The organism is Hydrogenophaga pseudoflava, from assembly GCF_004353865.1.
Lineage (GTDB): Bacteria > Pseudomonadota > Gammaproteobacteria > Burkholderiales > Burkholderiaceae_C > Hydrogenophaga > Hydrogenophaga pseudoflava.
Genome location: NZ_CP037867.1, coordinates 1343760 through 1369943 on the forward strand (window position 1 = coordinate 1343760; position 26184 = coordinate 1369943).

At 67.9% G+C, this 26184-nt stretch carries 20 protein-coding genes; 10 read left to right on the top strand and 10 right to left on the bottom strand.

The features are described from left to right. Nucleotides 1–10: 10 nt before the first annotated feature. From nadB to HPF_RS06640, 4 genes are read right to left on the bottom strand one after another with little or no spacing between them, the layout of a single operon-like run. Nucleotides 11–1612, bottom strand: a complete 1602-nt coding sequence (gene nadB, locus HPF_RS06625; RefSeq protein ID WP_079367044.1) for an L-aspartate oxidase — start codon at nt 1610–1612, stop codon at nt 11–13. Then, nucleotides 1609–2463 (bottom strand): segregation and condensation protein A, encoded by an 855-nt coding sequence (locus tag HPF_RS06630; RefSeq protein WP_066149593.1) that lies wholly within the window; start codon nt 2461–2463, stop codon nt 1609–1611. The genes nadB and HPF_RS06630 overlap by 4 nt, the downstream gene beginning before the upstream one ends. A gap of 22 nt (nt 2464–2485) precedes the next feature. Further along, entirely contained in the window at nt 2486–2698 is a 213-nt protein-coding gene (locus tag HPF_RS06635) for a DUF3460 family protein (protein ID WP_066150860.1), read from the bottom strand. A gap of 60 nt (nt 2699–2758) precedes the next feature. Beyond that, complete coding sequence (locus HPF_RS06640; RefSeq protein WP_066149596.1) at nt 2759–4423, bottom strand: SulP family inorganic anion transporter; 1665 nt, start codon at nt 4421–4423, stop codon at nt 2759–2761. A 94-nt stretch (nt 4424–4517) separates the two neighbouring features. Between HPF_RS06640 and bamE the strand changes: the two genes are divergently transcribed. After that, nucleotides 4518–5024, top strand: a complete 507-nt coding sequence (gene bamE, locus HPF_RS06645; RefSeq protein WP_243721693.1) for an outer membrane protein assembly factor BamE domain-containing protein — start codon at nt 4518–4520, stop codon at nt 5022–5024. 15 nt (nt 5025–5039) lie between these two features. Here the strand turns inward: bamE and HPF_RS06650 are convergent, their stop codons facing one another. Both HPF_RS06650 and metG read right to left on the bottom strand, forming a co-directional pair. Continuing rightward, nucleotides 5040–5780, bottom strand: coding sequence for a YoaK family protein (locus HPF_RS06650; RefSeq protein ID WP_133156118.1), 741 nt, complete (start codon nt 5778–5780; stop codon nt 5040–5042). A gap of 13 nt (nt 5781–5793) precedes the next feature. Next, on the bottom strand, nt 5794–7839 hold the full coding sequence (gene metG / locus HPF_RS06655) for a methionine--tRNA ligase (protein WP_133156119.1): 2046 nt from the start codon (nt 7837–7839) through the stop codon (nt 5794–5796). A gap of 113 nt (nt 7840–7952) precedes the next feature. On the opposite strand from metG, the gene apbC reads away from it, so the two are divergent. Next, nucleotides 7953–9044, top strand: coding sequence for an iron-sulfur cluster carrier protein ApbC (gene apbC / locus HPF_RS06660; RefSeq protein ID WP_079367040.1), 1092 nt, complete (start codon nt 7953–7955; stop codon nt 9042–9044). A gap of 18 nt (nt 9045–9062) precedes the next feature. Here the strand turns inward: apbC and HPF_RS06665 are convergent, their stop codons facing one another. From HPF_RS06665 to HPF_RS06675, 3 genes are all read right to left on the bottom strand, one after another. Beyond that, complete coding sequence (locus HPF_RS06665; protein WP_243721694.1) at nt 9063–10175, bottom strand: ABC transporter substrate-binding protein; 1113 nt, start codon at nt 10173–10175, stop codon at nt 9063–9065. 149 nt (nt 10176–10324) lie between these two features. Next, on the bottom strand, nt 10325–11905 hold the full coding sequence (locus tag HPF_RS06670) for a benzoate-CoA ligase family protein (protein ID WP_133156120.1): 1581 nt from the start codon (nt 11903–11905) through the stop codon (nt 10325–10327). 34 nt (nt 11906–11939) lie between these two features. After that, nucleotides 11940–13523 carry a 3,4-dehydroadipyl-CoA semialdehyde dehydrogenase gene (locus HPF_RS06675; protein WP_133156121.1) on the bottom strand — a complete coding sequence of 528 codons (1584 nt, stop codon included), beginning with the start codon at nt 13521–13523 and terminating at the stop codon, nt 11940–11942. Between the two features lie 174 nt (nt 13524–13697). Here HPF_RS06675 and HPF_RS06680 point away from each other — a divergent pair, with 174 nt between their 5' ends. From HPF_RS06680 to boxA, 4 genes are all read left to right on the top strand, one after another. After that, entirely contained in the window at nt 13698–14624 is a 927-nt protein-coding gene (locus tag HPF_RS06680) for a helix-turn-helix transcriptional regulator (protein ID WP_066255215.1), read from the top strand. A 137-nt stretch (nt 14625–14761) separates the two neighbouring features. After that, the gene (gene boxC / locus HPF_RS06685) at nt 14762–16432 is read left to right on the top strand and encodes a 2,3-epoxybenzoyl-CoA dihydrolase (RefSeq protein WP_079367037.1); all 1671 of its coding nucleotides are present in this window, start codon (nt 14762–14764) and stop codon (nt 16430–16432) included. A gap of 125 nt (nt 16433–16557) precedes the next feature. Next, complete coding sequence (gene boxB / locus HPF_RS06690) at nt 16558–17985, top strand: benzoyl-CoA 2,3-epoxidase subunit BoxB (RefSeq protein ID WP_133156122.1); 1428 nt, start codon at nt 16558–16560, stop codon at nt 17983–17985. 200 nt (nt 17986–18185) lie between these two features. After that, nucleotides 18186–19475 (top strand): benzoyl-CoA 2,3-epoxidase subunit BoxA, encoded by a 1290-nt coding sequence (boxA, locus tag HPF_RS06695; RefSeq protein WP_133156123.1) that lies wholly within the window; start codon nt 18186–18188, stop codon nt 19473–19475. Here the strand turns inward: boxA and HPF_RS06700 are convergent. After that, a complete protein-coding gene (locus HPF_RS06700) occupies nt 19469–21907 on the bottom strand; it encodes a DUF1631 family protein (RefSeq protein ID WP_133156124.1) in 2439 nt (812 codons plus the stop codon). The genes boxA and HPF_RS06700 overlap by 7 nt on opposite strands. Before the next feature lie 140 nt (nt 21908–22047). Here HPF_RS06700 and HPF_RS06705 point away from each other — a divergent pair, with 140 nt between their 5' ends. The 4 genes from HPF_RS06705 to HPF_RS06720 are packed head-to-tail and all read left to right on the top strand — an operon-like array spanning nt 22048 to nt 26180. Then, on the top strand, nt 22048–22692 hold the full coding sequence (locus tag HPF_RS06705) for a DUF3305 domain-containing protein (protein WP_079367033.1): 645 nt from the start codon (nt 22048–22050) through the stop codon (nt 22690–22692). Next, a complete protein-coding gene (locus HPF_RS06710) occupies nt 22689–23489 on the top strand; it encodes a gamma-glutamyl-gamma-aminobutyrate hydrolase family protein (protein ID WP_066149644.1) in 801 nt (266 codons plus the stop codon). The genes HPF_RS06705 and HPF_RS06710 overlap by 4 nt, the downstream gene beginning before the upstream one ends. Then, nucleotides 23486–24139, top strand: a complete 654-nt coding sequence (locus tag HPF_RS06715) for a DUF3306 domain-containing protein (protein WP_079367032.1) — start codon at nt 23486–23488, stop codon at nt 24137–24139. The genes HPF_RS06710 and HPF_RS06715 overlap by 4 nt, the downstream gene beginning before the upstream one ends. After that, nucleotides 24099–26180 carry a 4Fe-4S binding protein gene (locus HPF_RS06720; protein WP_133158044.1) on the top strand — a complete coding sequence of 694 codons (2082 nt, stop codon included), beginning with the start codon at nt 24099–24101 and terminating at the stop codon, nt 26178–26180. Before HPF_RS06715 ends, HPF_RS06720 begins: the two co-directional genes overlap by 41 nt. The last annotated feature ends 4 nt before the right edge of the window (nt 26181–26184 follow it).

Below are 26184 nucleotides of genomic sequence, written 5' to 3' on the forward strand. Positions count from 1 at the left end.
GTGCGGAAGATCAGCGCGCGGGAGGAACGAGGATGGTCGGGCGGGCTTCCGGGAGCTTGTCCGGGTAGTCGCGGCTGTAGTGCAGACCGCGGCTTTCCCGGCGCAGCATGGCCGACATGACGATCAGATCGGCCACCTGGACCAGGTTGCGCAGTTCCAGCAGGTCGCGCGTGACGTGGAACTGGGCGTAGAACTCCTGGATTTCGCCCTGCAGCAGGGCAATCCGGTGGGCCGCGCGCTCCAGCCGCTTGTTGGTGCGCACGATGCCCACATAGTCCCACATGAAGCGGCGCAGCTCGTCCCAGTTGTGCGAGATCACCACCTGTTCGTCGGCGTCCGTGACGCGGCTGGCGTCCCACAGGGGAATCTCGGGCCGGGACGTTGTGGTGGCGGTGTGGATGGCCTTGACCGCGGCCTGGGCGAACACCATGCACTCGACCAGCGAGTTGCTGGCCAGGCGGTTGGCGCCGTGCAGGCCGGTGCAGGTGGTCTCGCCCACCGCGTACAGGCCTTCGATGTCGGTGCGGCCGGCCAGATCGGTCACCACGCCGCCGCAGGTGTAGTGCGCGGCTGGAACGACCGGGATCGGCTCCTTCGTGATGTCGATGCCCAGCTCGGCGCAGCGCGCCAGGATGTTGGGGAAATGCTCCTTCAGGAACTCCGGGCTCTTGTGCGAGATGTCCAGGTGCACGCAGTCCAGGCCGTGCTTCTTCATCTCGTAGTCGATGGCTCGGGCCACGATGTCGCGCGGCGCCAGTTCAGCGCGCGGGTCGTGGTCGGGCATGAAGCGGTGGCCGCCCAGGTGGGGCGGCAGCTTGAGCTGGCCGCCCTCGCCGCGCACGGCCTCGGTGATGAGGAAGTTCTTGACGTGCGGGTGGTACAGGCAGGTCGGGTGGAACTGGATGAACTCCATGTTGCCGACCCGGCAGCCCGCGCGCCAGCCGGCTGCGATGCCGTCGCCGGTCGCGGTGTCCGGGTTGGTGGTGTAGAGGTAGACCTTGCCCGCGCCACCGGTGGCCAGGATGGTGTGTGGCGCACTGAAGGTCTCGACCTCGTCGCGGTCCACGTCCAGCACATAGGCGCCGTGGCAGCGCTGGGTGGCGGTGCCGTGCTGCTGTCCGGGCAGCTTGGCATCGGTGATCAGGTCCACCAGCATGTGGTTCTCGAAGAACGTGATGCCGGGGGTCTTGCGCGCCAGGCTGCTCAATGTGGCCTGCACGGCGGCGCCGGTGGCGTCGGTGGCGTGCACGATGCGGCGGTGGGTGTGGCCGCCCTCGCGGGTCAGGTGCAGTTCGCCGTTTTCGGTGGAGAAGGGCACGCCCAGTTCCTGCAACCAGGCGATGGCCGCCGGAGCGTTCTCCACCGTGAACTGGGTGGCTTCCAGGTCGCACAGGCCGGCGCCGGCCACCAGGGTGTCGTCGACATGCGAGGCGTAGCTGTCGCCTTCGGCCAGCACGGCGGCGATGCCGCCCTGGGCCCAGTTGCTGGAACCGTCCGAGATGCCGCGTTTGGTCACGACCGCCACGCGGTGGGTGGGGGCCAGCTTGAGGGCGGCGGTCAGGCCGGCCAGTCCGCTGCCGATGATGAGGACGTCGAAATGGTGGGTGGTCATGATGCAGGGGTGTACGCCAGACGGACGTAGATCGGCGCGAAGGCCTCGGCCTGGGTCAGCTCGATCAGGGTTTCCTTGGCCAGTTCGAGCATGGCGATGAAGGTGACGACCATGACCTGCGGGCCGCGGGTGGTGTCGAACAGCTCGCCGAACTCGACGAACTTGCGGCCCTGCAGGTGGCGCAGCACGATACTCATGTGCTCGCGCACCGACAGTTCCTCGCGGCTGATCTTGTGGTGCTGGACCAGTTTGGCGCGTTTCATGATGTCGCGCCAGGCCGACTGCAGATCCAGGGCACTGACATCGGGGAAGCGGGGTTGCAGCGCCTGCTCGACGTAGACCTGGGCGCGCAGGAAATCGCGGCCGTACTGCGGTACTTCGGCCAGGCGCTGGGCGGCCAGCTTCATCTGTTCGTATTCGAGCAGCCGGCGCACCAGCTCGGCGCGCGGGTCTTCGGCCTCTTCGCCCTCGGCCGTCTTCTTGGGCGGCAGCAGCATGCGCGACTTGATCTCGATCAGCATGGCCGCCATCAGCAGGTACTCGGCCGCCAGTTCGAGGTTGCTGGCGCGGATCTCGTCGACGTAGCTCAGGTACTGGCGGGTCACCGCCGCCATCGGGATGTCGAGGATGTTGAAGTTCTGCTTGCGGATCAGGTAGAGCAGCAGGTCCAGCGGGCCCTCGAAGGCCTCTAGGAAGACCTGCAACGCGTCTGGTGGGATGTACAGGTCGCGCGGCAGGTCGAACAGCGGCTCACCGTACAGGCGCGCCAGCGCCACCTGGTCGACCACGTCGGGCAGCACGGCATCCAGGCCCTCCGGGGGCGCATCGAGTGCGCCGGCCTCGTTGCTCATCGCAGTCTCGGGACGGCAGGGCTCAGTGCGGGTCGGGCTGGGTCTGGTAGACGTAGGGCTGCTGCGGCACGCGCGCGGCCTGCGCCTGGGCCAGCAGGTCGCGGTCGACCTGTTTGTCCCACAGGAGCGAACGCCCTTCGAGCTGCCCCTGCTCGATCTCGGGCCGGCTGGACTTGAGCTGGTCGATGAACTGGGTGGTGTCGGAGGTGTAGTGGGGGCGGCCGAAAATGCTCATGGCAAGAAGGCGCAGGGCGCCGGTCAGCGGAAAACCTGCCATTTTACTGGTCGGCCCGGCTCATCCGGCGTGCCGGTCGGCCGCCTCGCCGCGCAGCCGGGCGCCGAAGCCGGAGCGTTCGATCAGCGACTGCGGCTGCGGGTTCAGTTCGGTCAGCGCCAGGGTGCCCCCGCGTTTCAGGATGGCCTTGTGCAGCTGTTCCAGCGCGTCCAGCCCGGTGGTGTCCAGCGAGATCAGCCGGCTGGCATCCAGCGTCACCGCCAGGCCCGCCGGCGCCCGCTCGACCGCCGCCACGATGGGGTCGATCTTGGCGACGGCGCCGAAGAACAGCGAGCCGTAGAGCCTGAAGTGGAGCTGCCCGGGATGCTGCTGGGGCACCGGGTCGGCGCGGAAGATGTCGCTCTGGCGCCGCACGAACAGCAGGCAGGCCAGCACCAGGCCCAGTTCCACCGCCACGGTGAGGTCGAACACGATGGTCACCAGGAAGGTGGAGACCATCATGAGGCGGTAGTGGTTGGTGAACTGCTTGAGGCGACCGAACTCGCGCCACTCGCCCATGTTCCAGGCCACGAACAGCAGCACGCCGGCCAGCACCGCCAGCGGGATGTGCTGCGCCAGCGGCGCGGCAATCAAGACCACGGCGGCCAGCGTGCCGGCGTGCACCATGCCCGCGACCGGGGACACCGCCCCTGCGCGGATGTTCGTCACCGTGCGCGCGATGGTGCCGGTGGCCGGCATGCCGCCGAAGAACGGGACGGCGAAGTTCGCCACCCCTTGTGCCATGAGTTCCTGGTTCGGGTCGTGCTTGGGGGTGTCGCTGAGCTGGTCGGCCACACGCGCGCAGAGCAGCGACTCGATCGCGCCCAGCAGCGCGATGGTGAGCGTGGGCGTCACCAAGAGCTTCACGGTCTGCCAGCTGAAGTCGGGCAGTTCGAACGCGGGCACGCCCTGCGGGATGCCGCCGAAGCGGGAGCCGATGGTCTCGACCGGCATCTGCAGCAGCCAGGCCAGCAGCGTCAGCGTCACCAGCGCCACCACCGGTGCCGGCAGCCGCGATGTGGCCTTGAGTGCGCTGATGGTGTCGACCTGTTCCAGCTGACGTCTGAACTGCGAGTCCACCGCCCACAGTCGCGGCCAGATGAACAGGCCCACCACGCACAGCGCACCCAGCAGGCAGGCGTAGGGGTTGAAGCTGCCCAGGTGCTGGGCGATGGTGGCGATCTGGCTGAAGAAGTCGCCCGGCATCTTGGCGATGTCCAGCCCGAGCCAGTCGCGCACCTGCGACAGCGCGATCAGCACCGCGATGCCGTTGGTGAAGCCGATCACCACGCTGACCGGCACGTAACGCACCAGGGTGCCCAGGCGGAAGAGGCCCAGCAGGAACAGCAGCACGCCGGCGCTGGCGGTGGCGATCAGCAGGTTGGCCACGCCGTAGCGCTCGACGATGCCGTAGACGATGACGATGAAGGCGCCGGCCGGGCCGCCGATCTGCACCGAGGTGCCGCCCAGGGCGGAAATGAGGAAGCCGGCGACGATGGCCGTCCACAGTCCCGCCTCCGGCTTGAGTCCGCTGGCGATGGCAAAAGCCATGGCCAGTGGCAGCGCCACGATGCCCACCGTGGCGCCAGCTCCCATGTCGCGCACCAGCTTCTCGCTGTTGTAGCCACGGATGTCCTGGAACAGGCGGGGCCGGAACGGCGCCAGCGGGGGCAGGTTGTTCAGCATCGCCAGATGTTACCGTTTGCACACCCCCGTGCCGTGGCGCGGGGGTCGATGATCTCGGGGTTTACACTGAGTCTTTGCCTTCCCGGTGCGACCCATGACTTCACAGATGTTCAACCGCTTGGGATGCCTCCTGCTGGGGGCTGTGTTGCTGACAGCCTGCGACCAGCGCGCCATCAGCGAACTCGAAGAGGGTGTCTCGACCGAGGCCGATGTGCGCGAGAAATTCGGGGCACCCGAGGCGATGTGGGACGGGCCGGACGGCGCCCAGATCTACGAATACAACCGCCAGCCCGAGGGCTACCAGAACTACCAGATCACCATCGGCCCGGACGGCAAGATGGCCGCCCTGCGGCAGGTGCTCAACCCGAGGACCTTCGCCGAGATCAAGCCCGGCATGGCCATGGAGGATGTGCGCAAGTTGCTGGGCAAACCGATGAAGGTGACCGAGTACGCCCTCAAGAAGGAGGTCCACTACGACTGGCGGTGGCGCGATGGCCCGAATGAAAGCGACAGCCAGGTGTTCACGGTCATCTTCAGCCCGGACCTGCGGGTGATCTCGACCGGGTCGGTGCGCGACCCGGCGCTGGACCGGGCCCGCTGAGGCGGTCCCGGCGGTTCAGCTGGCGCGCAGGCGCTGCCAGTCGTCCAGCAAGGGGCGCAGCACCAGCAGCAGCAGCGCGAGGGCCAGCGGCAGGGTGCTCACATAGCCCAGGTGCTTGAAGCCCAGGGCGCCGGCGATGCCGCCGACCAGGAAGCTGAGGACCAGCTGGGCGTGCACCCGCAGGCGCTCGCGGTCGGCACGCACCGGTTGCACGTCCGGGTGCCGGTTCACGTAGAGCAGCTTGCCCAGTTCGATGCCCAGGTCGGTGACGAGGCCGGTCACGTGCGTGGTGCGGATGCGGGCCTGCGAGATCTTGGTGATGACCGCGTTCTGCAGGCCCATGATGTAGCAGAGCAGCACCACCGTGACCGGCAGGAACACGGTGTGCCACAGGCTCATGACGGCGCCAAAGAGGCCAAAGACCAGCAACAGCACGGCCTCCAGCAGCAGCGGCAGGCCGTAGGCGCTGCGCAGCTGCCGGCGCATGCCCCAGTTGACGATCCAGGCGGTGCTCATGGCGCCCAGCACGAAGGCGAGCACCGAGACGAGTCCGGCGCCCACCAGCACGAACTGGCCGAGCACCAGGTTGTCGGCCAGCGCGGAGAGCATGCCCGTCATGTGCGAGGTGTACTGGCCCACGGCCAGGAAGCCGCCCGCGTTGGCGGCGCCGGCCACGAAGGCCAGCACCGTGCCCAGCTTCAGGTCCGCCTGCGGCGTGCGCTGCAGGGCGGTGAAGCCGCGGATGGGGGCGAACACGGGCGGTGGCCGTTCAGTGGATGCGCATGCCCGGCTGGGCGCCTGGCCAGGGCTGCAGCACGTGGATGCCGGGCTGTGCTTTCTCGTCGGCGTGGCTGGCGGCCAACACCATGCCCTCGCTGACACCGAACTTCATCTTGCGCGGCGCCAGGTTGGCCACCATCACCGTCAGCTTGCCTTCGAGGTCTTCGGGCTTGTACATGCTGGCGATGCCGCTGAAGACGTTGCGCGTCCGGCCTTCACCCACGTCCAGCGTCAGGCGCAGCAGCTTGGTCGAGCCTTCCACCGCCTCGCACTTGACGATCTGCGCGATGCGCAGGTCGACCTTGGCGAAGTCGTCGATGGAGATGGTGGGCGCGATCTCCTCACCGCCCGGCACGATCTTGGGTTCTTCGGGCGCCGGCGGCGGCTCGAACAGGGCGTCGAGCTGCTTGACGTCCACGCGCTGCATGAGGTGCTGATAGGGCTGGATGGCCGCGACATTCGCAGCGTTGCGCCAGTCCTTCAGGTCGGCACCGGTGAGCGCCTGCACCTTGCCGGCGAGTTCGGGCAGCACGGGCGCGAGGTAGCGGGCCAGGGCGGTGAAGGCATTGACCAGCACCGAGCAGACCTGCTGCAGGCGCGCGTCGTTGGCGGCGTCCTTGGCCAGGTCCCAAGGCTTGTGCTGGTCCACGTAGGCGTTGACGCGGTCGGCCAGCGCCATGATCTCGCGCATGGCCTTGCCGTACTCGCGTTCGTTGTAGTGCGTGGCGATGCCGCCCGCCGCGGCCCGGATGTCGGCCAGCAGGGCTGTGCCCTGTTCGTCGAAGCTCTGTGTCAGCTGGCCACCGAAGCGCTTGGTGATGAAGCCGGCCGAGCGCGAGACGATGTTGACGAACTTGCCCACCAGGTCGCTGTTGACGCGCAGCATGAAGTCTTCGGCGTTGAAGTCCACGTCCTCGTTCTTGCCCGACAGCTTGGCCGCCAGGTAGTAGCGCAGCCACTCGGGGTTCATGCCCAGTTCCAGGTACTTCAGCGGCGACAGGCCGGTGCCCCGGCTCTTGCTCATCTTCTCGCCGTTGTTGATGGTCAGGAAGCCGTGCACGAAGACCGCGTTGGGCACTTTGCGGCCGCTGAACTTGAGCATCGCGGGCCAGAACAGGGTGTGGAAGGTGATGATGTCCTTGCCGATGAAGTGGTACTGCTCGGTGGACGGGTCGGCCATGAAGGCCTCGTAGTCGCGTCCCGTCTTGCCGAAGTAGTTCTTGAGCGAGGCCAGGTAGCCGATCGGCGCGTCGAGCCAGACATAGAAATACTTGCCCGGCGCATCGGGGATCTCGATGCCGAAGTAGGGCGCGTCGCGGCTGATGTCCCAGTCGCCCATCTTGGGCTTGCCGTCCTCGCCGGGCGCGATCCACTCGGTGATCTTGTTGAGCACCTCGGGCTGCACGGCGCCGCTGGTGGTCCAGCCCTTGAGGAAGTCCAGGCAGCGCGGGTCGGACAGCCTGAAGAAGAAGTGGTCCGAGTGCTTGAGCACCGGCGTCGCGCCCGACAGGGCGGAGTAGGGGTTCTTCAGTTCGGTGGGGGCGTAGACCGCACCGCAGACCTCGCAGTTGTCGCCGTACTGGTCTTTCGCACCGCACTTGGGACATTCGCCCTTGATGAAGCGGTCGGGCAGGAACATGTTCTTCTCGGGGTCGAAGAACTGCTCGATGGTGCGGGTCTCGATCAGGTCGTTGGCCTTGAGGGCGCGGTACACGTCCTGCGCCAGTTCGTGGTTCTCAGGGCCATCGGTGCTGTGCCAGTTGTCGAAACCGATATGGAAGCCGTTGAGGTACTGCGGCCGTCCGGCGGCGATGTCGGCCACGAACTGCTGCGGCGTCTTGCCGGCCTTCTCGGCCGCGATCATGATCGGCGCGCCGTGCGCGTCGTCGGCGCAGACGAAGTGCACCTCGTGGCCCTGCATGCGCTGGAACCGCACCCAGATGTCGGCCTGGATGTATTCCATGATGTGGCCGATGTGGAAGTGGCCGTTGGCGTAGGGCAGGGCGGTGGTGACGAACAGGCGGCGCTGGCTCATGTCGGAAGGCTTTCATTCGGGGGAACCCGCAATTTTAGGCGGGGCATGCCGGGGCCGTTAGACTTCGGTGCGATTCTTCATAACCTCACCCCAGTACCCGGAGAGCCCGTTTCATGGCCGTCGACACCCAAGCGCTCCTTGCCGCCCTGCAGGCGGTGACCGATCCCAACACCGGCAAGGACTTCGTGTCCACCAAGGCCCTGAAGAACCTGCAGGCCGACGCCGGCGATGTGTCCTTCGACGTGGAGCTCGGTTACCCGGCCAAGAGCCAGATTCCGGCGCTGCGCCGCGGGCTGATCGAGGCCGCCAAGAGCGTGCCGGGCGTGGAAAACGTGTCGGTGAACCTCACAGTCAAGATCATCCCGCACGCGGTGCAGCGCGGCGTGCAGCTGCTGCCCAACGTGAAGAACATCATCGCCGTGGCCTCGGGCAAAGGTGGTGTGGGCAAGAGCACAACCACCGTCAACCTGGCGCTGGCGCTGGCCGCCGAGGGCGCCAAGGTCGGCATCCTGGACGCCGACATCTACGGTCCCAGCCAGCCCATGATGATGGGCATCGAAGGCCGTCCCGAGAGCACCGACGGCCAGACTATGGAGCCGCTGGAGAACTACGGCGTGCAGGTCATCTCCATCGGGTTCCTGGTGGACAAGGACGAGGCCATGATCTGGCGCGGCCCCATGGCCACGCAGGCGCTGGAGCAGCTGCTGCGCCAGACCAACTGGAAAGACCTGGACTACCTGATCGTCGACATGCCGCCGGGCACCGGCGACATCCAGCTCACGCTGTCGCAGCGCGTGCCGATGACCGGCGCGGTGATCGTGACCACGCCGCAGGACATTGCCCTGCTGGACGCGCGCAAGGGCATCAAGATGTTCGAGAAGGTGGGCGTGCCCATCCTGGGCATCGTCGAGAACATGGCGGTCTACTGCTGCCCCAACTGCGGCCACACCGAACACATCTTCGGCGCCGAAGGCGGCAAGAAGATGGCGGCCGAATACGGCATGGACTTCCTGGGCGAGCTGCCGCTGAACATGAGCATCCGCGTGCAGGCCGACAGCGGCCGGCCCACGGTGGTGGCCGATCCCGAGGGCGAGATCGCCGGCATCTACAAGACGGTGGCGCGCCAGGTGGCGATCAAGATTGCGGCCAAGGCCAAGGACTTCTCCAGCAAGTTCCCGACCATCAAGATCTCCAAGGACACCTGAGTCCGACGGGCGCCGGGCTCAGTACCGCAGCTGCCCCTGGCCATCGATGATGGCCAGCTCCACATAGTCCGAACCGTTGTGGGACTTGGGCGAGTACTTGGCGGTGAAGCGCCCGAAGGCGATCTCGCCGGCGCTTTCCAGGGTGCGTGTGAACGATGCGGTGCTCAGGTCCCGGCCGGTGCGCCGCAGGCCTTCCACCAGCAGCCGCGCGTGCACGAAGCCTTCGAACTGCGACGCCGATGGCGCGGCATCGGGGCTCTTGTCCTTGAGCAGCTTCAGGTACTCCGCCACCACCGGAATGGTGGCGTTGCGCAGCGACGGCATGATCTGCGCCAGGATGATGCCGCGGGCCTTGTCCTTGAGCTCCCGGTTGATCACGTCCAGGCTGGCGACCGAATAGCCATAGAAGGTGGGGCGCGCCGCCGTGGTGCCGACCGCCTTGACGTACTGGGGGAAGGTCAGGCCGGCGGTACCCACGATCACCGCCTGCGGGTTGACCTGCGCGGTGGCGGCGGCAGCGGCGGCAAAGTCCGGTGCGGCCGGGTCGACCTTGATCTCGGCTGCCAGCGGCAGGTTCAGTGCAGCGGACGCCTTCTTGACCTCGCCCAGCAGCGTCTTGCCCAGGCCGTCGTCCTGGTAGAAGAAGGCCACGCGGGTCACGCCGATCTGCTTGAGCTGGGAAAAGATGCGCTCGGTTTCGTTGGCGTAGCTCGCGCGCACATGGAACAGGTGGGGGTTGACGCCCTCGCGCATCGACGACGCACCGGTCACCGGCCCGAACAGGATGGTGCCAGACTCCTTGAGCAGGGGCAGCACGGCGGCGGTCTGCGCGGTGCCGGAGCTGTTGAACAGCATGAACACCTTCTGTTCCCCGATCAGCTTGCGTGTGTTCTCCACCGCCCGCTTTGGATCGAAACCGTCGTCCAGGGTGGTGAAGCTGATCTTGCGGCCGTGCACGCCGCCCGCGGCATTGACCGCGTCGAACATCAGGCGGGCGCCCTCGCCGTATTGCAGGGTCTGCGGCCCCAGCGGGCCGGAGAGCACCTGCGAGGCGCCCAGCCGTATTTCGGTCGGTGTGACACCCTCGTCTCCTGCGTGCGCCGCAACCGCCGCCATCATCCACGCACACATCCCCAGCCATTTTCGAACCATCTCGACCCCTGTGTCTGTCTCCGGAAACGAACGAGTTTCGTTATGAATTGAAACCAGATCAAGCGCGTGGCGCCCGGGTTTACCCGGGGCAGGTGTCTCTGGCCGGATGGGCGGTGTCTGTCAGCGAATCAGCGGTGAACAAACAGGCGCTGGTTCTCCAGTTCGCGCAGCTTGAAGCGCTGGATCTTGCCGGTGGCGGTCTTGGGCAGCTCGCTCACGAACTCGATGAAACGCGGGTACTTGTAGGGCGCGAGCTTCTCCTTCACGAAGGCCTGCAGTTCGGCCTCGGTGGCGTGGTGGCCGGGCTTGAGCACCACGAAAGCCTTGGTCTTGGTCAGGCCCTCGTCGTCGTTCTTGCCGATCACGGCGGCTTCCAGCACAGCGTTGTGCTGCACCAGCGTGGCCTCGACCTCAAACGGGCTGACGTAGATGCCGCTGACCTTGAGCATGTCGTCGTTGCGGCCGGCGTAGGTGTAGTAGCCGTCCGGATCGCGCACGTACTTGTCGCCGCTCTTGGTCCAGGGGCCCTGGAAGGTGTCGCGCGATTTGGCGCGGTTGTTCCAGTACATCAGCGCGGCGCTGGGCCCCTGTATATAGAGGTCGCCGATCTGGTTGTGGCTGGTGATGACGCTGCCGTCTTCGTCGCGCAGCTGCACCTCGTAGCCGGGCACGGCCTTGCCGGTGGTGCCGTAGCGCACGTCGCCAGGGCGGTTGGAGAGGAAGATGTGCAGCATCTCGGTGCTGCCGATGCCGTCGATGATTTCGCAGCCGAAATGGGCGGTCCAGCGCTCGCCGATGTCGCGCGGCAGGGCCTCGCCGGCTGAAGAGCACAGGCGCAGCGACACCGCGCTTCTGGGCGGCAGGTCGGGCGCGGCCAGCATGCCGCCGTAGCCGGTGGGGGCGCCGCAGAACACCGTGGGCCGGTGCTCGGTCATGCGCTTGAAGCAGGCCTGCGGCGTCGGACGCTCGGCCATCAGCACCACGCTGGCGCCGACCGACAGCGGGAACGACAGCGCGTTGCCCAGTCCGTAGGCGAAGAACAGCTTGGCGGCCGAGAACACCACATCGCTGTCTTGCAGGCGCAGCACGCCCTTGCCGTAGAGCTCGGCGGTCCAGTAGAGGTTGACCTGGGTGTGCACCGTGCCCTTGGGCGCGCCGGTGGAGCCGCTGGAGTAGAGCCAGAACGCGGGCTCGTCGCCGTGGGTGTCGGCGCCGGTGCCAGGTGTGGCAGCCGAGACCAGTGCTGCCCAGTCGTGCGCACCTTCGGGCAGCGGGGCCTGGCTGCGCGAGACGATCAGCTGTTTCAGCTCGTGTTTGCCGTCGGACATCGCGGTCTGCAGTGTGGGCAGCAGGGCAGTGGACACCAGGGCCGCCTGGGCGCGGCTGTCGGCCAGCATGTAGGCGTAGTCCTTGGCGGTGAGCAGGGTGTTCACGCAGACCGGCACCACGCCCGCGTGCAGCGCACCCAGAAAGCTCACCACCCAGTCGCTGCAGTCGTGCATCAGCAGCAGCACGCGGTCTTCGCGCAGCAGACCCAGGGCGGTCAGCGCGGCCGAACAGCGCCGCACCTGGTCGGCCAGCTGGCCGTAGCTCAGCTGGCCGGCGTCGTCGATCAGCGCGGTCTTGGCCGCGCGGCCGGCGTTGACCTCGATCAGGTGACGCGCGAAGTTGAAACGGTCCGGTGGCGGTGCGGTGTCTTTCTGGCTCATGGCTTGTCTCCTGTCGTGGGGTCTCTGGCGGACCTCAGGGTTTGAACGGTGCGGCCGTCGCGGCCAGCGCGTCCAGCGCAGCGCTGCTGGCCTGCACGGCCGTGCGGCGGTGGTAGAAGCCCAGCGCGCGCAGGCCGCCAAGTTCTTCACCGCCACCTGCGCGGCCCGGGCCACCGTGCAGGCTCATGGGCATCACGTTGCCGTGGCCGGTCTGGCTGGCGGCCACGTCGGGGCTGATGGCGTGCACGCGGCCGTGGCTGTCGGCCAGTTCGGCGGCGGCGCGGGCGATGAAGGCCGGGTCCTCGCTGTAGACGGAGGCGACCAGCGAGCCCTCGCCGCGGCGCACCAGATCCCAGGCCTCGTCTTCGTCCTCGTAGGCCATCAGGGTGGCGACCGGGCCGAACACCTCGATCTCGTGCAGCACCTTGGCCTGGCCCGGGTCGCGGTGGCCCAGCAGGGTGGGCGCGACGCAGGCCGAGGCCTCGGGGTCGGCATCGACCAGGGGCACTTCGCTGCCATCGAACAGCACCAGGGCCTCGTGGCAGAGCGCCTCGATGCCGTGCAGCACGCTGCGCTTCTGTTCCTGGCTCACCAGCGCGCCCATGCGCACCGTCTCGTTGCGCGGGTTGCCGACGGTGACCTTGGCCAGCTTGGCGGAAATGGCTTCGGCCGCGTCGTCGAAGAGTTCAAGCGGCACGAAGATGCGGCGGATCGCGGTGCACTTCTGGCCGCTCTTGACCGTCATCTCGCGCACCACCTCGCTCACCATCAGCTTGAAGGCCTCGCTGTCCACCGTCGCCGACGGGTCGAGCAGGGCGCTGTTGAGGCTGTCGGCCTCGATGTTGCAGCGCACCGAGCGCTGGGCCACCGCCGGGTGGCTGCGGATGATGCGCGCCGTCTCGGCCGAGCCGGTGAAGCTGACCACGTCGAAGGGCTGGAGCTGGTCCATCAGGTGGGCCGACGAGCCACAGATCACCGACAGCGCGCCTTCGGGCAGCACACCGGCCTTGACCACGTCTTCCACCATGCGCTGGGTCAGCCAGGCGGTGGCGGTGGCGGGCTTGACGATCACCGGCACGCCCGAGAGCAGGGCGGGCGCGGCCTTTTCCCACAGGCCCCAGCTCGGGAAGTTGAAGGCGTTGATGAACAGCGCCACGCCGCGCGTGGGGTTGAGCACGTGCTGGGTCTGGAACACCGGGTCCTTGCCCATGCGGATGCGCTCGCCGTCGAGCAGGCACTTGGCGTCGCCCAGGGCCTCTCCCTGCTTGGCGTAGTAGCCCAGGGTGAAGATGCCGCCGTCGATGTCGACCGCCGAGTCCTTGGTGGTGGTGCCAGAGTTGCGGGTGGCGATGTCGTAGTAGGCGTCGCGGTTGGTCTGCAGCACCTTGACCACCTCGCCCAGCATCGCGGCGCGCTGGCCGTAGCTCATGGCGCGCAGCGCGGCGCCGCCGTGCTCGCGGGCGAAGACAAAACCTTCGTGCAGGTTCAGGCCGGTGTTGTCGACGCGCACCAGGGACTCGCCGGTCACCGCGTCCCGCAGGGTGGTGCCGTGGCCGTGGCCGGTCTGCCAGCGGCCGGCAATGTAGTTCGGAAGCAGGGGGGTGTCGGGTGTGGTCATGGTCGGAAGCTGCAGCGCTTTGCGTTTTTGCCGTGGTCGTGGCGGGGGTTTGACGGTATAACTGCACTATCTTGCGTCCGGTGCAGTATGCAGTAAAGTGCATGTTTGTGGGGGCGCCGCTGGCTGGGGTTTACCCGCAGCCGCCCCCGCCAACAGACGAAAGGCGCCCGCGCCATGACCAGCACCGAGACCCTTGCCCCACCCGCCGCCGCGCCCTCCGACGAGGAAGAGCGCCATCCCTTTCTGGTGGCGCTGGGCGAGCGGGTGCGCAACCTGCGCTCGCGCAAGGGCATGACGCGCAAGGCGGTGGCGATTGCGGCCGATGTGTCCGAGCGGCACCTGGCCAACCTGGAATACGGCACGGGCAACGCCTCCATCCTGGTGCTGCTGCAGGTGGCGCAGGCGCTGCACTGCTCGCTGGCCGAGCTGATCGGTGATGTGAGCACCTCCTCACCGGAATGGCTGCTGATCCGCGAGCTGCTGCAGGGCCGCAACGAGGCCGACCTGCGCCGCGCGCGGCTGCAGCTGGTGGAACTGCTGGGCGCCAGCGGCGGGGTCGACACGCAGGGGCGGCTGGCGCGCGTGGCGCTGATCGGCCTGCGCGGCGCCGGCAAGTCCACGCTGGGCCAGCGCCTGGCCGACGACCTGGGTTTCCCGTTCATCGAACTGAGCCGCGAGATCGAGCAGTTCGCCGGCTGCAGCATCAGCGAGATCCACAACCTCTACGGCGCCAACGCCTACCGCCGCTACGAGCGCCGCGCGCTCGAAGAAGCGATCCAGATCTACCCCGAGGTGGTGATCGCCACGCCCGGTGGCCTGGTGGCCGACTCGGCCAACTTCAACCTGCTGCTGCAGCACTGCACCACGGTCTGGCTGCAGGCGGACCCGTCCGACCACATGGGCCGGGTGGCGGCGCAGGGCGACATGCGGCCCATGGCCGCCAGCCGCGAGGCCATGGAAGACCTCAAGCGCATCCTGGAAGGGCGCGCCGCGTTCTATTCCAAGGCCGACCTGGCCTTCAACACCAGCGCCCAGCCGCTGGAAGAAAGCTTTGCGAAGCTGCGGCGCGAGGTGCGCCAGCTGCTCAAGCTGCCAGCCTGACCCGGGCATTCGGGTAAATACGGGGTCACATGCATTAAATTGCATTTGACTGCGCCAAGGCACATGCATTATTATTCACATCCATCGGATTTCCAGTGCACCCCGACCGGCCACCGCCCAGAACCCAGGAGACCACCATGACCGCCACCGCCAGCGCCCCCCGCGTCGACTACCAGACCGACCCGTCCCGTTACCAGCACATCCGCCTGTCGTTCGACGGCGCCATCGCCACGCTGTCGCTGGCCATCAACGAAGACGCCGGTCTGCGCCCCGGCTACAAGCTCAAGCTCAACAGCTACGACCTGGGCGTGGATATCGAGCTGCACGACGCGCTGCAGCGCATCCGCTTCGAGCACCCTGAAGTGAAGTCGGTGGTGGTCACCAGCCTGAAGGACCGCGTGTTCTGCTCCGGCGCCAACATCTTCATGCTCGGCCTCTCCAGCCACGGCTGGAAGGTCAACTTCTGCAAGTTCACCAACGAAACCCGCAACGGCATCGAAGACAGCAGCCAGCACAGCGGGCTGAAGTTCGTCGCCGCGCTCAACGGCGCCTGCGCCGGCGGCGGCTACGAGCTGGCCCTGGCCTGCGACGAGATCGTGCTGGTGGACGACCGCAGCAGCTCGGTCAGCCTGCCCGAGGTGCCGCTGCTGGGCGTGCTGCCCGGCACCGGCGGCCTGACCCGCGTGACCGACAAGCGCCATGTGCGCCACGACCTCGCCGACATCTTCTGCACCAGCGTCGAAGGTGTGCGCGGCCAGAAGGCGGTGGACTGGCGCCTGGTCGACGCCATCGCCAAGCCCGCCGTGTTCCAGCAGGCCGTGCGCGAGCGCGCCGAAAAACTGGCCGCCAGCAGCCACCGCGGTGCGGCCGGCGCCAAGCCCGTCGCGCTGACCCCGCTGAACCGGACCATCGACGCCGACCGCCTGGCCTACACGAACGTGACGGTCGAGATCGACCGCAGCAAGCGCACCGCCACCTTCACCGTCAAGGCACCGCAGGGCGCCCAGCCGACCGACATCGCCGGCATCGAAGCCCTGGGCGCCAACTGGTACGCCTTGCAGATGGTGCGCGAGCTGGACGACGCCATCCTGCACATGCGCACCAACGAGCTGGACATCGGCACCTGGCTGCTCAAGACAGAAGGCGACAGCGCCGCGGTGCTGGCCAACGACGCGCTGATGCTGGCGAACAAGGACCACTGGTTCGTCAACGAAACCATCGGTCACCTGCGCCGGACCTTCGCCCGCCTGGACGTGTCCTCGCGCAGCCTGTTCGCCCTGCTGGAGCCGGGCTCGTGCTTCGCCGGCACGCTGGCCGAGCTGGCCTTCTGCGCCGACCGCGCCTACATGCTGGTGCTGCCCGACGAGCCGCAGCGGCAGCCGGTGCTGACCTTGGGCGAAATGAACTTCGGCTACCTGCCGATGGTCAACGACCAGAGCCGACTGCAGCGCCGCTTCTATGAAGAGGCCGGCCCGATGGAAGCCGCGCGCGGCGCCATCGGCCAGGCACTCGACGGCGACGCCGCCTTGAAGCTGGGCCTGGTGACCGCCGCGCCCGACGACATCGACTGGGCCGACGAGATCCGCCTCGCGCTGGAAGAGCGCGCCGCCATGTCGCCCGACGCACTGACCGGCCTGGAAGCCAACCTGCGTTTCGCCCAGAAGGAAAACATGGCCACCCGCATCTTCGGCCGCCTCACCGCCTGGCAGAACTGGATCTTCCAGCGCCCCAACGCCGTCGGCGAAAAGGGTGCGCTCAAGGTCTACGGCAAGGGCGACAAGGCCCAGTTCGATTTCAACAGAGTTTGACGCCCCCCGCGCCGCGCTGCGTGCGTCACCCCCCAGGGGGCGGCGCGAGTGGCCCGGCAAAGCCGGTACCACCGCACCCCTCGATTTGAAGCATCTTCACTCCACCACCACTTCAGGAGACCAGCATGTCCGGTATCAACTACAGCGAGAAGATTCCCAACAACGTCAACCTCAGCGAAGACCGCACGCTGCAGCGCGCGCTGGAGCACTGGCAGCCCAACTACCTGCAGTGGTGGCAGGACATGGGTCCGGAAGGCTCGCAGAACTTCGACGTCTACCTGCGCACGGCCGTGAGCGTGGACCCGCAGGGCTGGGCCCAGTTCGGCCACGTCAAGATGCCCGACTACCGCTGGGGCATCTTCCTGAACCCCGCCGAGCAGGACCGCAAGATCCACTTTGGTGACCACATGGGCGAAGCCGCCTGGCAAGACGTGCCCGGCGAACACCGCGCCAACCTGCGCCGCATCATCGTCACGCAAGGCGACACCGAACCGGCCTCGGTCGAGCAGCAGCGCCACCTGGGCCTGACCGCGCCCAGCCAGTACGACCTGCGCAACCTGTTCCAGGTGAACGTGGAAGAAGGCCGCCACCTCTGGGCCATGGTCTACCTGCTGCACAAGTACTTCGGCAAGGACGGGCGCGAAGAGGCCGAAGCCCTGCTGGAGCGCAACAGCGGCAACGCCGACAACCCGCGCATCCTGCAGGCCTTCAACGAGAAGACGCCCGACTGGCTGAGCTTCTTCATGTTCACCTACTTCACCGACCGCGACGGCAAGTTCCAGCTCTGTGCCCTGGCCGAGAGCAGCTTCGACCCGCTGGCCCGCACCACCAAGTTCATGCTGACCGAAGAGGCCCACCACATGTTCGTGGGCGAGTCGGGCGTGGGCCGCGTGATCCAGCGCACCGCCAACGCGATGAACGAGCTCAAGACCGACGACGTGGGCAAGCTGCGTGCGGCCGGCGTGATCGACCTGCCGACCATCCAGCGCTACATCAACTTCCACTTCTCGGTGACCATCGACCTGTTCGGCGCCGACCAGTCGTCCAACGCCGCCACCTTCTACAGCTCCGGCCTCAAGGGCCGCTACGAAGAAGGCAAGCGCACCGACGACCACGTGCTCAAGGGCAACACCTACAAGATCCTGGCGGTGGAAGACGGCAAGCTGCTGGAGAAGGAAGTGCCGATGCTCAACGCGCTCAACGAGGTGCTGCGCGACGACTACATCAAGGACAGCGTCGGCGGCGTCGAGCGCTGGAACCGCATCATCGAAAAAGCCGGCATCGACTTCCGTCTGAAGGTGCCGCACAAGGCCTTCCACCGCAACATCGGCAGCCTGGCCGGCGTCAAGGTCAGCCCGGACGGCCGTGTGGTGACCGACCACGAGTGGAACCAGCGCGTGGAAGAGTGGCTGCCCTCGGACACCGACCGCGCCTACGTGGGTTCGCTGATGGGCCGCGTGGTCGAGCCGGGCAAGTTCGCCAACTGGATCGCGCCGCCGGTGATGGGCATCAACCGCCAGCCGGTGGACTTCGAATACGTCCGCTTCAACTGAACCGCCAGGCATCTGCCCGGGCTTTCACGCACGCGAGCGTGAGCCCGGGTGGCTGGCGCAGTGAGGTAAGAGGAGGAGCCGGCCGCAGGCCGGCGGGGGACACGAACGGAGTCAGCCACCCGGGTTCACGCGGTGCCACCACGAAGTCAACACCAGCAACACAATAGAGCACCACAAGAGCACAGCAACGGAGACCCAAGATGAACGCCCCCCTGGAAGCCGCCGTCATCAAGCAGCACCTGATCGACCCCGAGATCTGCATCCGCTGCAACACCTGCGAATCGATCTGCCCGGTCGGTGCCATCACCCACGACTCGCGCAACTACGTCGTCGACGTCAGCAAGTGCAACTGGTGCAACGACTGCATCTCGCCGTGCCCCACCGGCTCCATCGACAACTACCGCCGCGTGGTGCGCGCCAGGGCCTACTCCATCGAGGAACAGCTCGGCTGGGACGTGCTGCCCGCCGAGATCCCGGCCGCGGACCTCGCCGCCGCGGCGGCCGATGCCGGTGAAACTGCGCCCGCCGCGGTGGCCGAACCCGAGCCGGCCCCCGCGGCCGACCCGAGCGGCCAGACCGCCTTCAACTCCGCCCAGTACGGCGCCACCATCCCGCCCTGGAGCGCGGCCCACGCCTACACCAACCTCTACGGCCCCAAGGCCGCGCAGAAGACCGTCACCGCCACGGTGACAGGCAACCTGCGCGTGACCGCCGTCGGCAAGGACTACGACACCCACCACATCGTGCTGGACTTCGGCGCCATGCCCTTCCCGGTGCTCGAAGGCCAGAGCATCGGCATCGTGCCGCCCGGGGTGGACGCCAGCGGCAAGCCGCACCACGCGCGCCAGTACAGCATCGCCAGCCCTCGCAACGGCGAGCGGCCCGGCCACAACAACCTGTCGCTGACCATCAAGCGCGTGCTGGAAGACCACTCGGGCCAGCCGGTGCGCGGCGTCGCCAGCAACTACATGTGCGACCTCCAGGTGGGCGACCAGGTGCAGGTGATCGGGCCGTTCGGCACCAGCTTCCTGATGCCCAACCACCCGAAGTCCAGCATCGTCATGATCTGCACCGGTACCGGCTCCGCCCCCATGCGCGCCATGACGGAATGGCGCCGCCGGCTGCGCGCCAGCGGCAAGTTCGAGGGCGGCAAGCTGATGCTGTTCTTCGGTGCCCGCACGCAGGAAGAGCTGCCGTACTTCGGGCCGCTGCAGAGCCTGCCCAAGGACTTCATCGACAGCAACTTCGCGTTCAGCCGCACGCCGGGCCAGCCCAAGCGCTATGTGCAGGACGCGATGCGCGAGCGCGCCGCCGACCTGGCGCAGCTGCTGCAGGACCCGAACGCCTGCTTCTACGTGTGCGGCCTCAAGGCCATGGAGGAGGGCGTGGTGCTGGCGCTGCGCGACATCGCCACCGGCGCTGGCCTGAACTGGGACGAGGTCGGCGCCGCGCTCAAGCGCGAAGGCCGCCTGCACCTGGAAACCTACTGAGCCTCGGTGGCCGCCTCGGCGGTCACGACCTGGTTCAGCGCCCGCGCCATCACCGGGCGGGTTTCGACCAGGCGCAGCCAGCGCTTGGCCATCAGCTTCTCGCAGCTGCGGCGCGTCATGGTGTGGGTGCGACCGCCCAGGCTGTTGAACATGAACAGGCTGGCCTTCTGGCTGCTCCAGACCAGCTGCGCCCGCAGCCACTCGCCGCCGGAGTACAGGTCCACCCAGGTGCCGGTCGTCATGCGCGCGAGCAGCATCGCCGGTTCGACCGCGTCCGTGTTCACATCCGCATCGGTTGTGACTGCGATCTCCGCGAACGCCTCCACCACCTCCGCCGCTTCCGAGGCCTCGCTGCTGGTGAGCGGCATGGTTTCACTGAACCCGGCGCTGGCGAGTTCGCGCGCGCCGATCCAGGGCTGTTCGCGCGGGGTGGGTTTCTGCTGCTCGGGCGAGGCGGGTGCCAGCAGGGTGGCCAGCGCCTGCTGCTCCGACTCGCTGACCTCGGGTGTGAGCGCCGTGGCATGGCCGTCCACCCGGGCGCGGGCACGCCGCAGCCGCAGCACGGGTTCGTGCAGCTTGAGCAGGGCGTCGAAAAAGGTCCGGGTTTCGTCGGGTGACTGGCCCAGGCTCTCCAGCCCCTGGCGCAGGGTCATCAGCATGCCGGGCACGATCTGGAACAGCTGGCTGGGCTGGCGCAGGGTCACCTGGCTGCGTGTGCTCCACAGCAGGTGGCCGATGACCTTGCGGTAGCCAAACGGGTCCGGCCCCTTGCCGGGGTGCTGCAGCTCTGCCGAGGCGATCACCAGCGACCACGAGCCGTACAGGAAGTCGAGCACGATGGCGGGTGCGTCGTAGAGATCCGGCCGGTGGCTGATTTCCCAGGCGATCTGGTCCGCCAGCTCCTGGCGCCGCTCGGCGAAGTTCAGTGCCTGCAGCTGCCGCTGGCGGCGCTGCTCCTGCGCCTCGTCGTCGCTCGCCCACTGCGCCTTGAGCTCGTCCAGGGCGGAGGCGAAAGGGCCGGCCTCCACCGACCCGCTGTCGTTGAGCGAACGGACCTGGGCGCGCACCGGTTCGAAAAAGGCTTCGAAGCCGGGAGAGAACTCGTCGTTGTAGCGGAAGCTGCGCTGGGCCACCGCCTCGATCCACAGGCGCGCGGGGTGGTCGCCGCGGCTGAAGTAGCGCGGCTCGGCCATGGCCAGACGCAGCAGCGCCGGCTCCAGCGCCACCACCGCCTCGCGCACCGGTGCCAGCAGCAGCGGATCGCCCGAGACCTGGTTGACCAGCTTGCGCACCACGTCCAGACCGACCGCCTGCGACACCTTGTCGGCCTGGTGCTTGAGCTCCAGCAGGACGCGGGTGCGTTCGTGCGGCGCGGCGTAGTCGCCCCACTGGTCCGCATCCAGCGGTGAGGCCACGTCGACCGGTCGCGCCGGGCGTTCCACCGCGGGCAGGTCGCGGTAGCGTGTGCGTTCCTGCTCCAGTTCTTCGGGTGCGGGCTGGGGCAGCCGGGCCAGCAGGTCGACGTGGTGCAGTTCCTGGCGCACCTGCTCGAAATACGCGTTGTCCAGCGGGTGGTCGAACACCGCCTGCTCGCCGGCCATGAAGGCCTGCAGCACCTCGTGCTGCAGCGGCGTCTGGGTGCGCGCCAGGTCCTTCATGCGCAGCGACATCGGCGGTGCGGGGGTGTCCAGTCCCTCCCGGGAAGGGGTCAGCCCGGCCCGCTCGGAGGGCGAGCCTTCCTCCAGCCAGCCCCGCGTGGACAGGTGCGTCGCGCTCTGGGGCGAACCGTCGGCCACCAGGCGGATGCGGTAACCCGCCTCCTGCACCCGCGCCTGCTGCAGCATCAGGGCCACCTGTCCGTAGAGCTGGCTCAACTCCTTCGCCAGCGGGGCGACGATCTTCTGCATCCACAGGCTGCGCAACTGCGGGTCGGACTCGCGCTCGGCCATCAGGTCGCGCAGTGTGCGCACGAACACCGAGGGCCGCAGCGGGTTTTTCTCGGCGTGCACGGTGTCCAGGCCGATGAGCGAGCTCATGCGGGCGTCCACCATCGACAGCGACTGTTCGACCACCGGCAGCAGCGCCTGCAGCATGCGGGCCGCCTCCAGCGACTCGTTGACCGAGTCGTCGTCCACCAGCGCCAGCAGGGACGAGTCGGACATGCGCCCCATCGACGAGGTGGGCCCGTCGTGGTCACCACGCTGGAAGGCCTGCTGCAGGCGCAGCGGGAACTGGGCGGTCAATGGGTTGCGCTGGCGTTCCAGGCTGAACCAGGCGCGGGCCAGCAGGGACCGCTGCGCCACCTCGCGGCTCTGGTTTTCCGCGTCCTGAAGCGCCGCCACCGTCGCGTTCAGGCTGCGGCCCAGCAAGGCTGGGGCTTCCCTGAGCACCCGGTCAAAGCATTGATCGAGCAACGACGGGGCTGAAGACATGGCAAGGCGGGGGAATGTGGGGTGTTGTTGTGCGAAAACTCACGCAGATTACACCGAGGCACGCCCTCCGTACAGGACGAACTGGTCATTCACCCCGCAGATACAGCCGTCCATCGCCTTGGCGTACAGTCCGTTGTCCTATGAATGCCGATGCACAAGTTTCTCCGACGCCATCCGGTCGTCCCTCTCTGCCGGTCGATGTGGTGATGCGGCGCGAGCCCGTCACGGGGCCGATGGCTCGGTGGCAGCGCTGGCGCTGGGTGCTGGCCGACGTGATGGCGGCCGGGGCCCCTGGCGAGGTGCCCGTGGGCGCCCCCGAGGCTGTGGCCGGCGCACCGCGCGAGGTCCAGCCGCTGCCGGGTGCGGTGGTGGTGGAGGGCGCACGGTACTGGCTGTTCAACGGCCTGCGCGCCACGCTGTACCGGGACGACGCAGAAGGCTATTTTCTGAACCTCAACAGCCCGTCGCCGTGCTTCTGGGTGTTCTGGCGCACCGACGATGCGCAGCTGATCGATGGCGAGCCCATGGCCGTGCCGCAGATCGCCACGCTCAGCTACCACGACGCTGGTCGCTGGCTTGATGCCCAGGAAAAGGTGGACCAGGTGCCCGCCTCGCCCGAGGTGGTCGAATGGCTGCAGGCCTTTGTGGCCGAGCACCACCATATCGAACCCAAGCGCCGCAAGCGGCCCGACAGCTTCAAACCACTGACCGACCGGTTCGGCCAGCCGGCCCGCGTGAGCACCGGCAAGGTGGGCCCGCGCCACAGCGGAGGAGAATCCAGATGATGCTTCGCATCGGCATCAGTGCACGCTTGCTGCACGAGCCCCCGCCAGGGCTGGGTCTGCCGCAGAAACGCCTGCAGTTCCTTGAAAGCTCCATGGCGCACTGGGTGATGGCCCATGGCGCGATCGCGCTCATGGTGCCATTCGTCGACGAAAACAGCCCCCACCTGGTCAACCGCGTGCCCGCGAGCGAGGTGGTGGACCTGCTCGACGGCCTGGTGCTGCAGGGCGGCATTGATGTCTGCCCCGAAACCTATGGTGGCACGCTGCTGCGGCCCGAATGGGCGGGCGATCCGGTGCGCGACCGCTACGAACTGGCCCTGCTGCGCGGCTTCATCGAGGCGCGCAAGCCGGTGCTCGGCATCTGCCGCGGAGCCCAGCTGATCAACGTGTACTACGGTGGCACGCTGCTGCAGGACATCCCTTCGCAGCGCCGCAGCCCGGTGCTGCACCAGGACCTGGCCCACTACGACCGGCTGCATCACGAGGTCCGTTTTGAACCGGGCCTGCTGCTCGACCGGCTGTACGGCTCCTCGGTGCACAGCGTCACCAGCATCCACCATCAGTGCGTGGACCGTCTGGGCGAAGGGCTGATCGTCGAGGCCCGTTGCCCGCAGGACGATGTGATCGAGGCCATCCGCGCCACCGGGCCGGGCTTCGTGCTCGGCCTGCAATGGCACCCCGAGTTCCACCTGCTGCCCGCCGAGGCCCGCCAGGGCCTGATCGACAGCGGTCCGCTGATGGAAGCCTTTCTGCAGGCCACACGCGAACGGGCGGACCGCCACCGCAAACCCGCATGAGTGCCGCTGGCGACGACGGATTCTTCTCGCGCTGGTCGCGCCGCAAGGCGCAGGCCCGCGCGGGCGAGCCACTGCCAGAAGCGGCCGCGCCCGTGGCTCTTCCCGCGCAGTCCGCTGCTGCGGCCCCCGCAGCAGCGTCTCCTGTGCCTCCCGAAAATGTGGCCGCTGCGCCCGCGCCAGAGGCCGCGGAAACCCCACCGCCGCCCACGCTGGAAGACACGCGCCACCTCACGCCGGCCTCCGATTTCCGCCGCTTTGTGGCCAGGGACGTACCGCCCGAAGTGCGCAATGCCGCCGTCAAGAAGCTGTTCGCCGACCCGCACTTCAACGTGATGGACGGTCTGGACATCTACATCGACGACTACTCCAAACCCAGTCCGCTGTTGGCCGCCGACATGGCCCGGATGGTCAGCGCCCAGTTTTTGAAACTGGTGGACGACCCCGAAGACAACGACACAAAGAAGCCCGTGAACTTGGCCTCCGAAGCCATTGCCACGGACGCCAGAGCAGAGCCTCCACCGGCCACAGAAGACACCCGCGCACCAGACGCGGCCGCACCCGAAGAGACCCCCCACGATGACCACGCTGATCTGCAACTGCAACCAGACCATGCCCCTGGACCCCAAGGCCCTGGGCCGGGCGCTGGATGAAGACCTGAGCCTGCACACCACGCTGTGCCGGCGCGACGCCCCCGCCTTCCAGAAGGCCTGCCGCAGCCGCGACGACCTGGTGGTGGCCTGCACGCAGGAAAGCCGGCTGTTCGGTGAACTGTCGGCCCAGACCGAAGGCGCGGTGGACCTGGACGTGCGGCCGATCCGCTTCGTCAACATCCGCGAAACCGGCGGCTGGGGCCGCGAGGCCCAGCATGCCACGCCCAAGATGGCGGCCCTGCTGGCGGCGGCCCGTCTGCCCGAGCCTGAACCGGTGCCCACCGTCACCTACAACAGCGAAGGCCGCCTGCTGATCATCGGCCCGCTGGAGCGCGCCGAAGCCCTGGCTGCGCTGGTCAGCGACGCGCTGGACGTGACCCTGCTGCCCACGGGCGGCAGCGGCCAGCAGACGCGCCTGTACCCGGTGCTCCCCGGCCAGCTGCACCGCCTGCAGGGCTGGCTTGGTGCTTTCGCCGTGACGGTGAGCGCCAGCAACCCGATCGACCTGGACCTCTGCACCCGCTGCAACGCCTGCGTGGCCGCCTGCCCGGAAGGCGCCATCGGGCTCGACTACCAGGTGGACCTGTCGCGCTGCCAGTCGCACCGCGCCTGCGTCAAGGCCTGTGAAGCCGTGGGCGCCATCAACTTCCAGCGCGATGCCCAGGAGCGTGAAGAGACCTTCGACCTGGTGCTCGACCTGCGCGCCGTGCCCGGCTTCACCCAGCACGCGCTGCCGCAGGGCTATGTGCACCTGCCCGCATCGGCCGATGCGATGGCCCAGGTGCGCGCCGTCACCCAGCTGCGCGACCTGGTGGGCGAGTTCGAGAAGCCCCGGTTCTTCACCTACAAGCAGAAGCTCTGCGCCCACGGCCGCAACCAGAGCATGGGCTGCAACGCCTGTGTGGACGTGTGCTCGGCCTCGGCCATCAGCAGCGACCTCAAGCGCAACCAGATCGTCGTCAACCCCCACCTCTGTGTCGGCTGCGGTACCTGCACCACCGTCTGCCCCACCGGTGCGATCAGCTACGCCTACCCGCGCGCCAGCGAGCAGGGCGTGAAGCTGCGCACCCTGCTGGCCACCTACGCCAAGGCCGGCGGCCAAGACGCGGCCCTGCTGCTGCACAGCCAGGAAGCCGGTTCGGCGCTGGTCAACGACCTGGGCCGTCTGGCGCAGCTCGACAAGACGGTGCGCGGCGTGCCCGCCCGCGTGATCCCGCTGCCGCTGTGGCACACGTCCTCCACCGGCATCGACCTCTGGCTCACGGCCTTCGCCTACGGCGCGCGCCAGGTCTGGGTGCTGATGACCGGCGAAGAAGCACCGCAGTACCACGAGGCCCTGCGCGAACAGATGGCCGTGGCCGAATCCATCGTGCAGGCCCTGGGCTACAGCGGCCGCCACTTCAAGCTGATCGAAGTGCGCGACGCGCGCGACCTGCCGCTGCTCGACACCGAGCTCGGCGAAGCGCCCGCGCAAGGCGTCACCAAGGCGGCCAGCTTCGCGGCGCAGCCCGAAAAGCGCGCCACGCTCGACCTCGCACTCGACCACCTGCTGCAGGACAGCGCCGGCCGCGCCTCCCGCACGAAAGACGCCGCCATCGCGCTGCCCGCCGCTTCGCCCTTCGGCAGCCTCGCCATCAACCGCGACGCCTGCACCCTGTGCCTGAGCTGCGTCAGCGCCTGCCCGGCCAGTGCACTGCAGGACAACGCCGAACGCCCGCAGCTGCGCTTCATCGAGAAGAACTGCGTGCAGTGCGGCCTGTGCGCCACCACCTGTCCCGAAAACGCCATCACCCTGCAGCCGCGCCTGCTGCTCTCCGATGAACGCCGTCAGCCGCGCGTGCTGAATGAAGCACAGCCTTACCAGTGCGTGCGCTGCGGCAAGCCCTTCGGCACGCTCAAGGGCATCGAGGTCATGCTGGCCAAACTCAGCGGCCACGCCATGTTCCAGGGCGAGGCGCTGGAGCGGCTGAAAATGTGCGGCGACTGCCGTGTGGTGGACATCTACTCCAACCCGGGCGAGACCCGCATCTCCGATCTGTGAACGA

Excerpts from the sequence above, each read along its gene's own strand:
- boxC (WP_079367037.1), top strand. The coding sequence starts at position 14,762 with ATGACCGCCACCGCCAGCGCCCCCCGCGTCGACTACCAGACCGACCCG.
- HPF_RS06670 (WP_133156120.1), bottom strand. The coding sequence starts at position 11,905 with ATGAGCCAGAAAGACACCGCACCGCCACCGGACCGTTTCAACTTCGCG.
- HPF_RS06665 (WP_243721694.1), bottom strand. The coding sequence starts at position 10,175 with ATGTGTGCGTGGATGATGGCGGCGGTTGCGGCGCACGCAGGAGACGAG.
- apbC (WP_079367040.1), top strand. The coding sequence starts at position 7,953 with ATGGCCGTCGACACCCAAGCGCTCCTTGCCGCCCTGCAGGCGGTGACC.
- metG (WP_133156119.1), bottom strand. The coding sequence starts at position 7,839 with ATGAGCCAGCGCCGCCTGTTCGTCACCACCGCCCTGCCCTACGCCAAC.
- boxB (WP_133156122.1), top strand. The coding sequence starts at position 16,558 with ATGTCCGGTATCAACTACAGCGAGAAGATTCCCAACAACGTCAACCTC.
- nadB (WP_079367044.1), bottom strand. The coding sequence starts at position 1,612 with ATGACCACCCACCATTTCGACGTCCTCATCATCGGCAGCGGACTGGCC.
- HPF_RS06680 (WP_066255215.1), top strand. The coding sequence starts at position 13,698 with ATGACCAGCACCGAGACCCTTGCCCCACCCGCCGCCGCGCCCTCCGAC.
- HPF_RS06705 (WP_079367033.1), top strand. The coding sequence starts at position 22,048 with ATGAATGCCGATGCACAAGTTTCTCCGACGCCATCCGGTCGTCCCTCT.
- HPF_RS06675 (WP_133156121.1), bottom strand. The coding sequence starts at position 13,523 with ATGACCACACCCGACACCCCCCTGCTTCCGAACTACATTGCCGGCCGC.
- HPF_RS06635 (WP_066150860.1), bottom strand. The coding sequence starts at position 2,698 with ATGAGCATTTTCGGCCGCCCCCACTACACCTCCGACACCACCCAGTTC.
- HPF_RS06630 (WP_066149593.1), bottom strand. The coding sequence starts at position 2,463 with ATGAGCAACGAGGCCGGCGCACTCGATGCGCCCCCGGAGGGCCTGGAT.
- HPF_RS06715 (WP_079367032.1), top strand. The coding sequence starts at position 23,486 with ATGAGTGCCGCTGGCGACGACGGATTCTTCTCGCGCTGGTCGCGCCGC.
- HPF_RS06710 (WP_066149644.1), top strand. The coding sequence starts at position 22,689 with ATGATGCTTCGCATCGGCATCAGTGCACGCTTGCTGCACGAGCCCCCG.
- boxA (WP_133156123.1), top strand. The coding sequence starts at position 18,186 with ATGAACGCCCCCCTGGAAGCCGCCGTCATCAAGCAGCACCTGATCGAC.
- bamE (WP_243721693.1), top strand. The coding sequence starts at position 4,518 with ATGACTTCACAGATGTTCAACCGCTTGGGATGCCTCCTGCTGGGGGCT.
- HPF_RS06720 (WP_133158044.1), top strand. The coding sequence starts at position 24,099 with ATGCCCCTGGACCCCAAGGCCCTGGGCCGGGCGCTGGATGAAGACCTG.
- HPF_RS06640 (WP_066149596.1), bottom strand. The coding sequence starts at position 4,423 with ATGCTGAACAACCTGCCCCCGCTGGCGCCGTTCCGGCCCCGCCTGTTC.
- HPF_RS06700 (WP_133156124.1), bottom strand. The coding sequence starts at position 21,907 with ATGTCTTCAGCCCCGTCGTTGCTCGATCAATGCTTTGACCGGGTGCTC.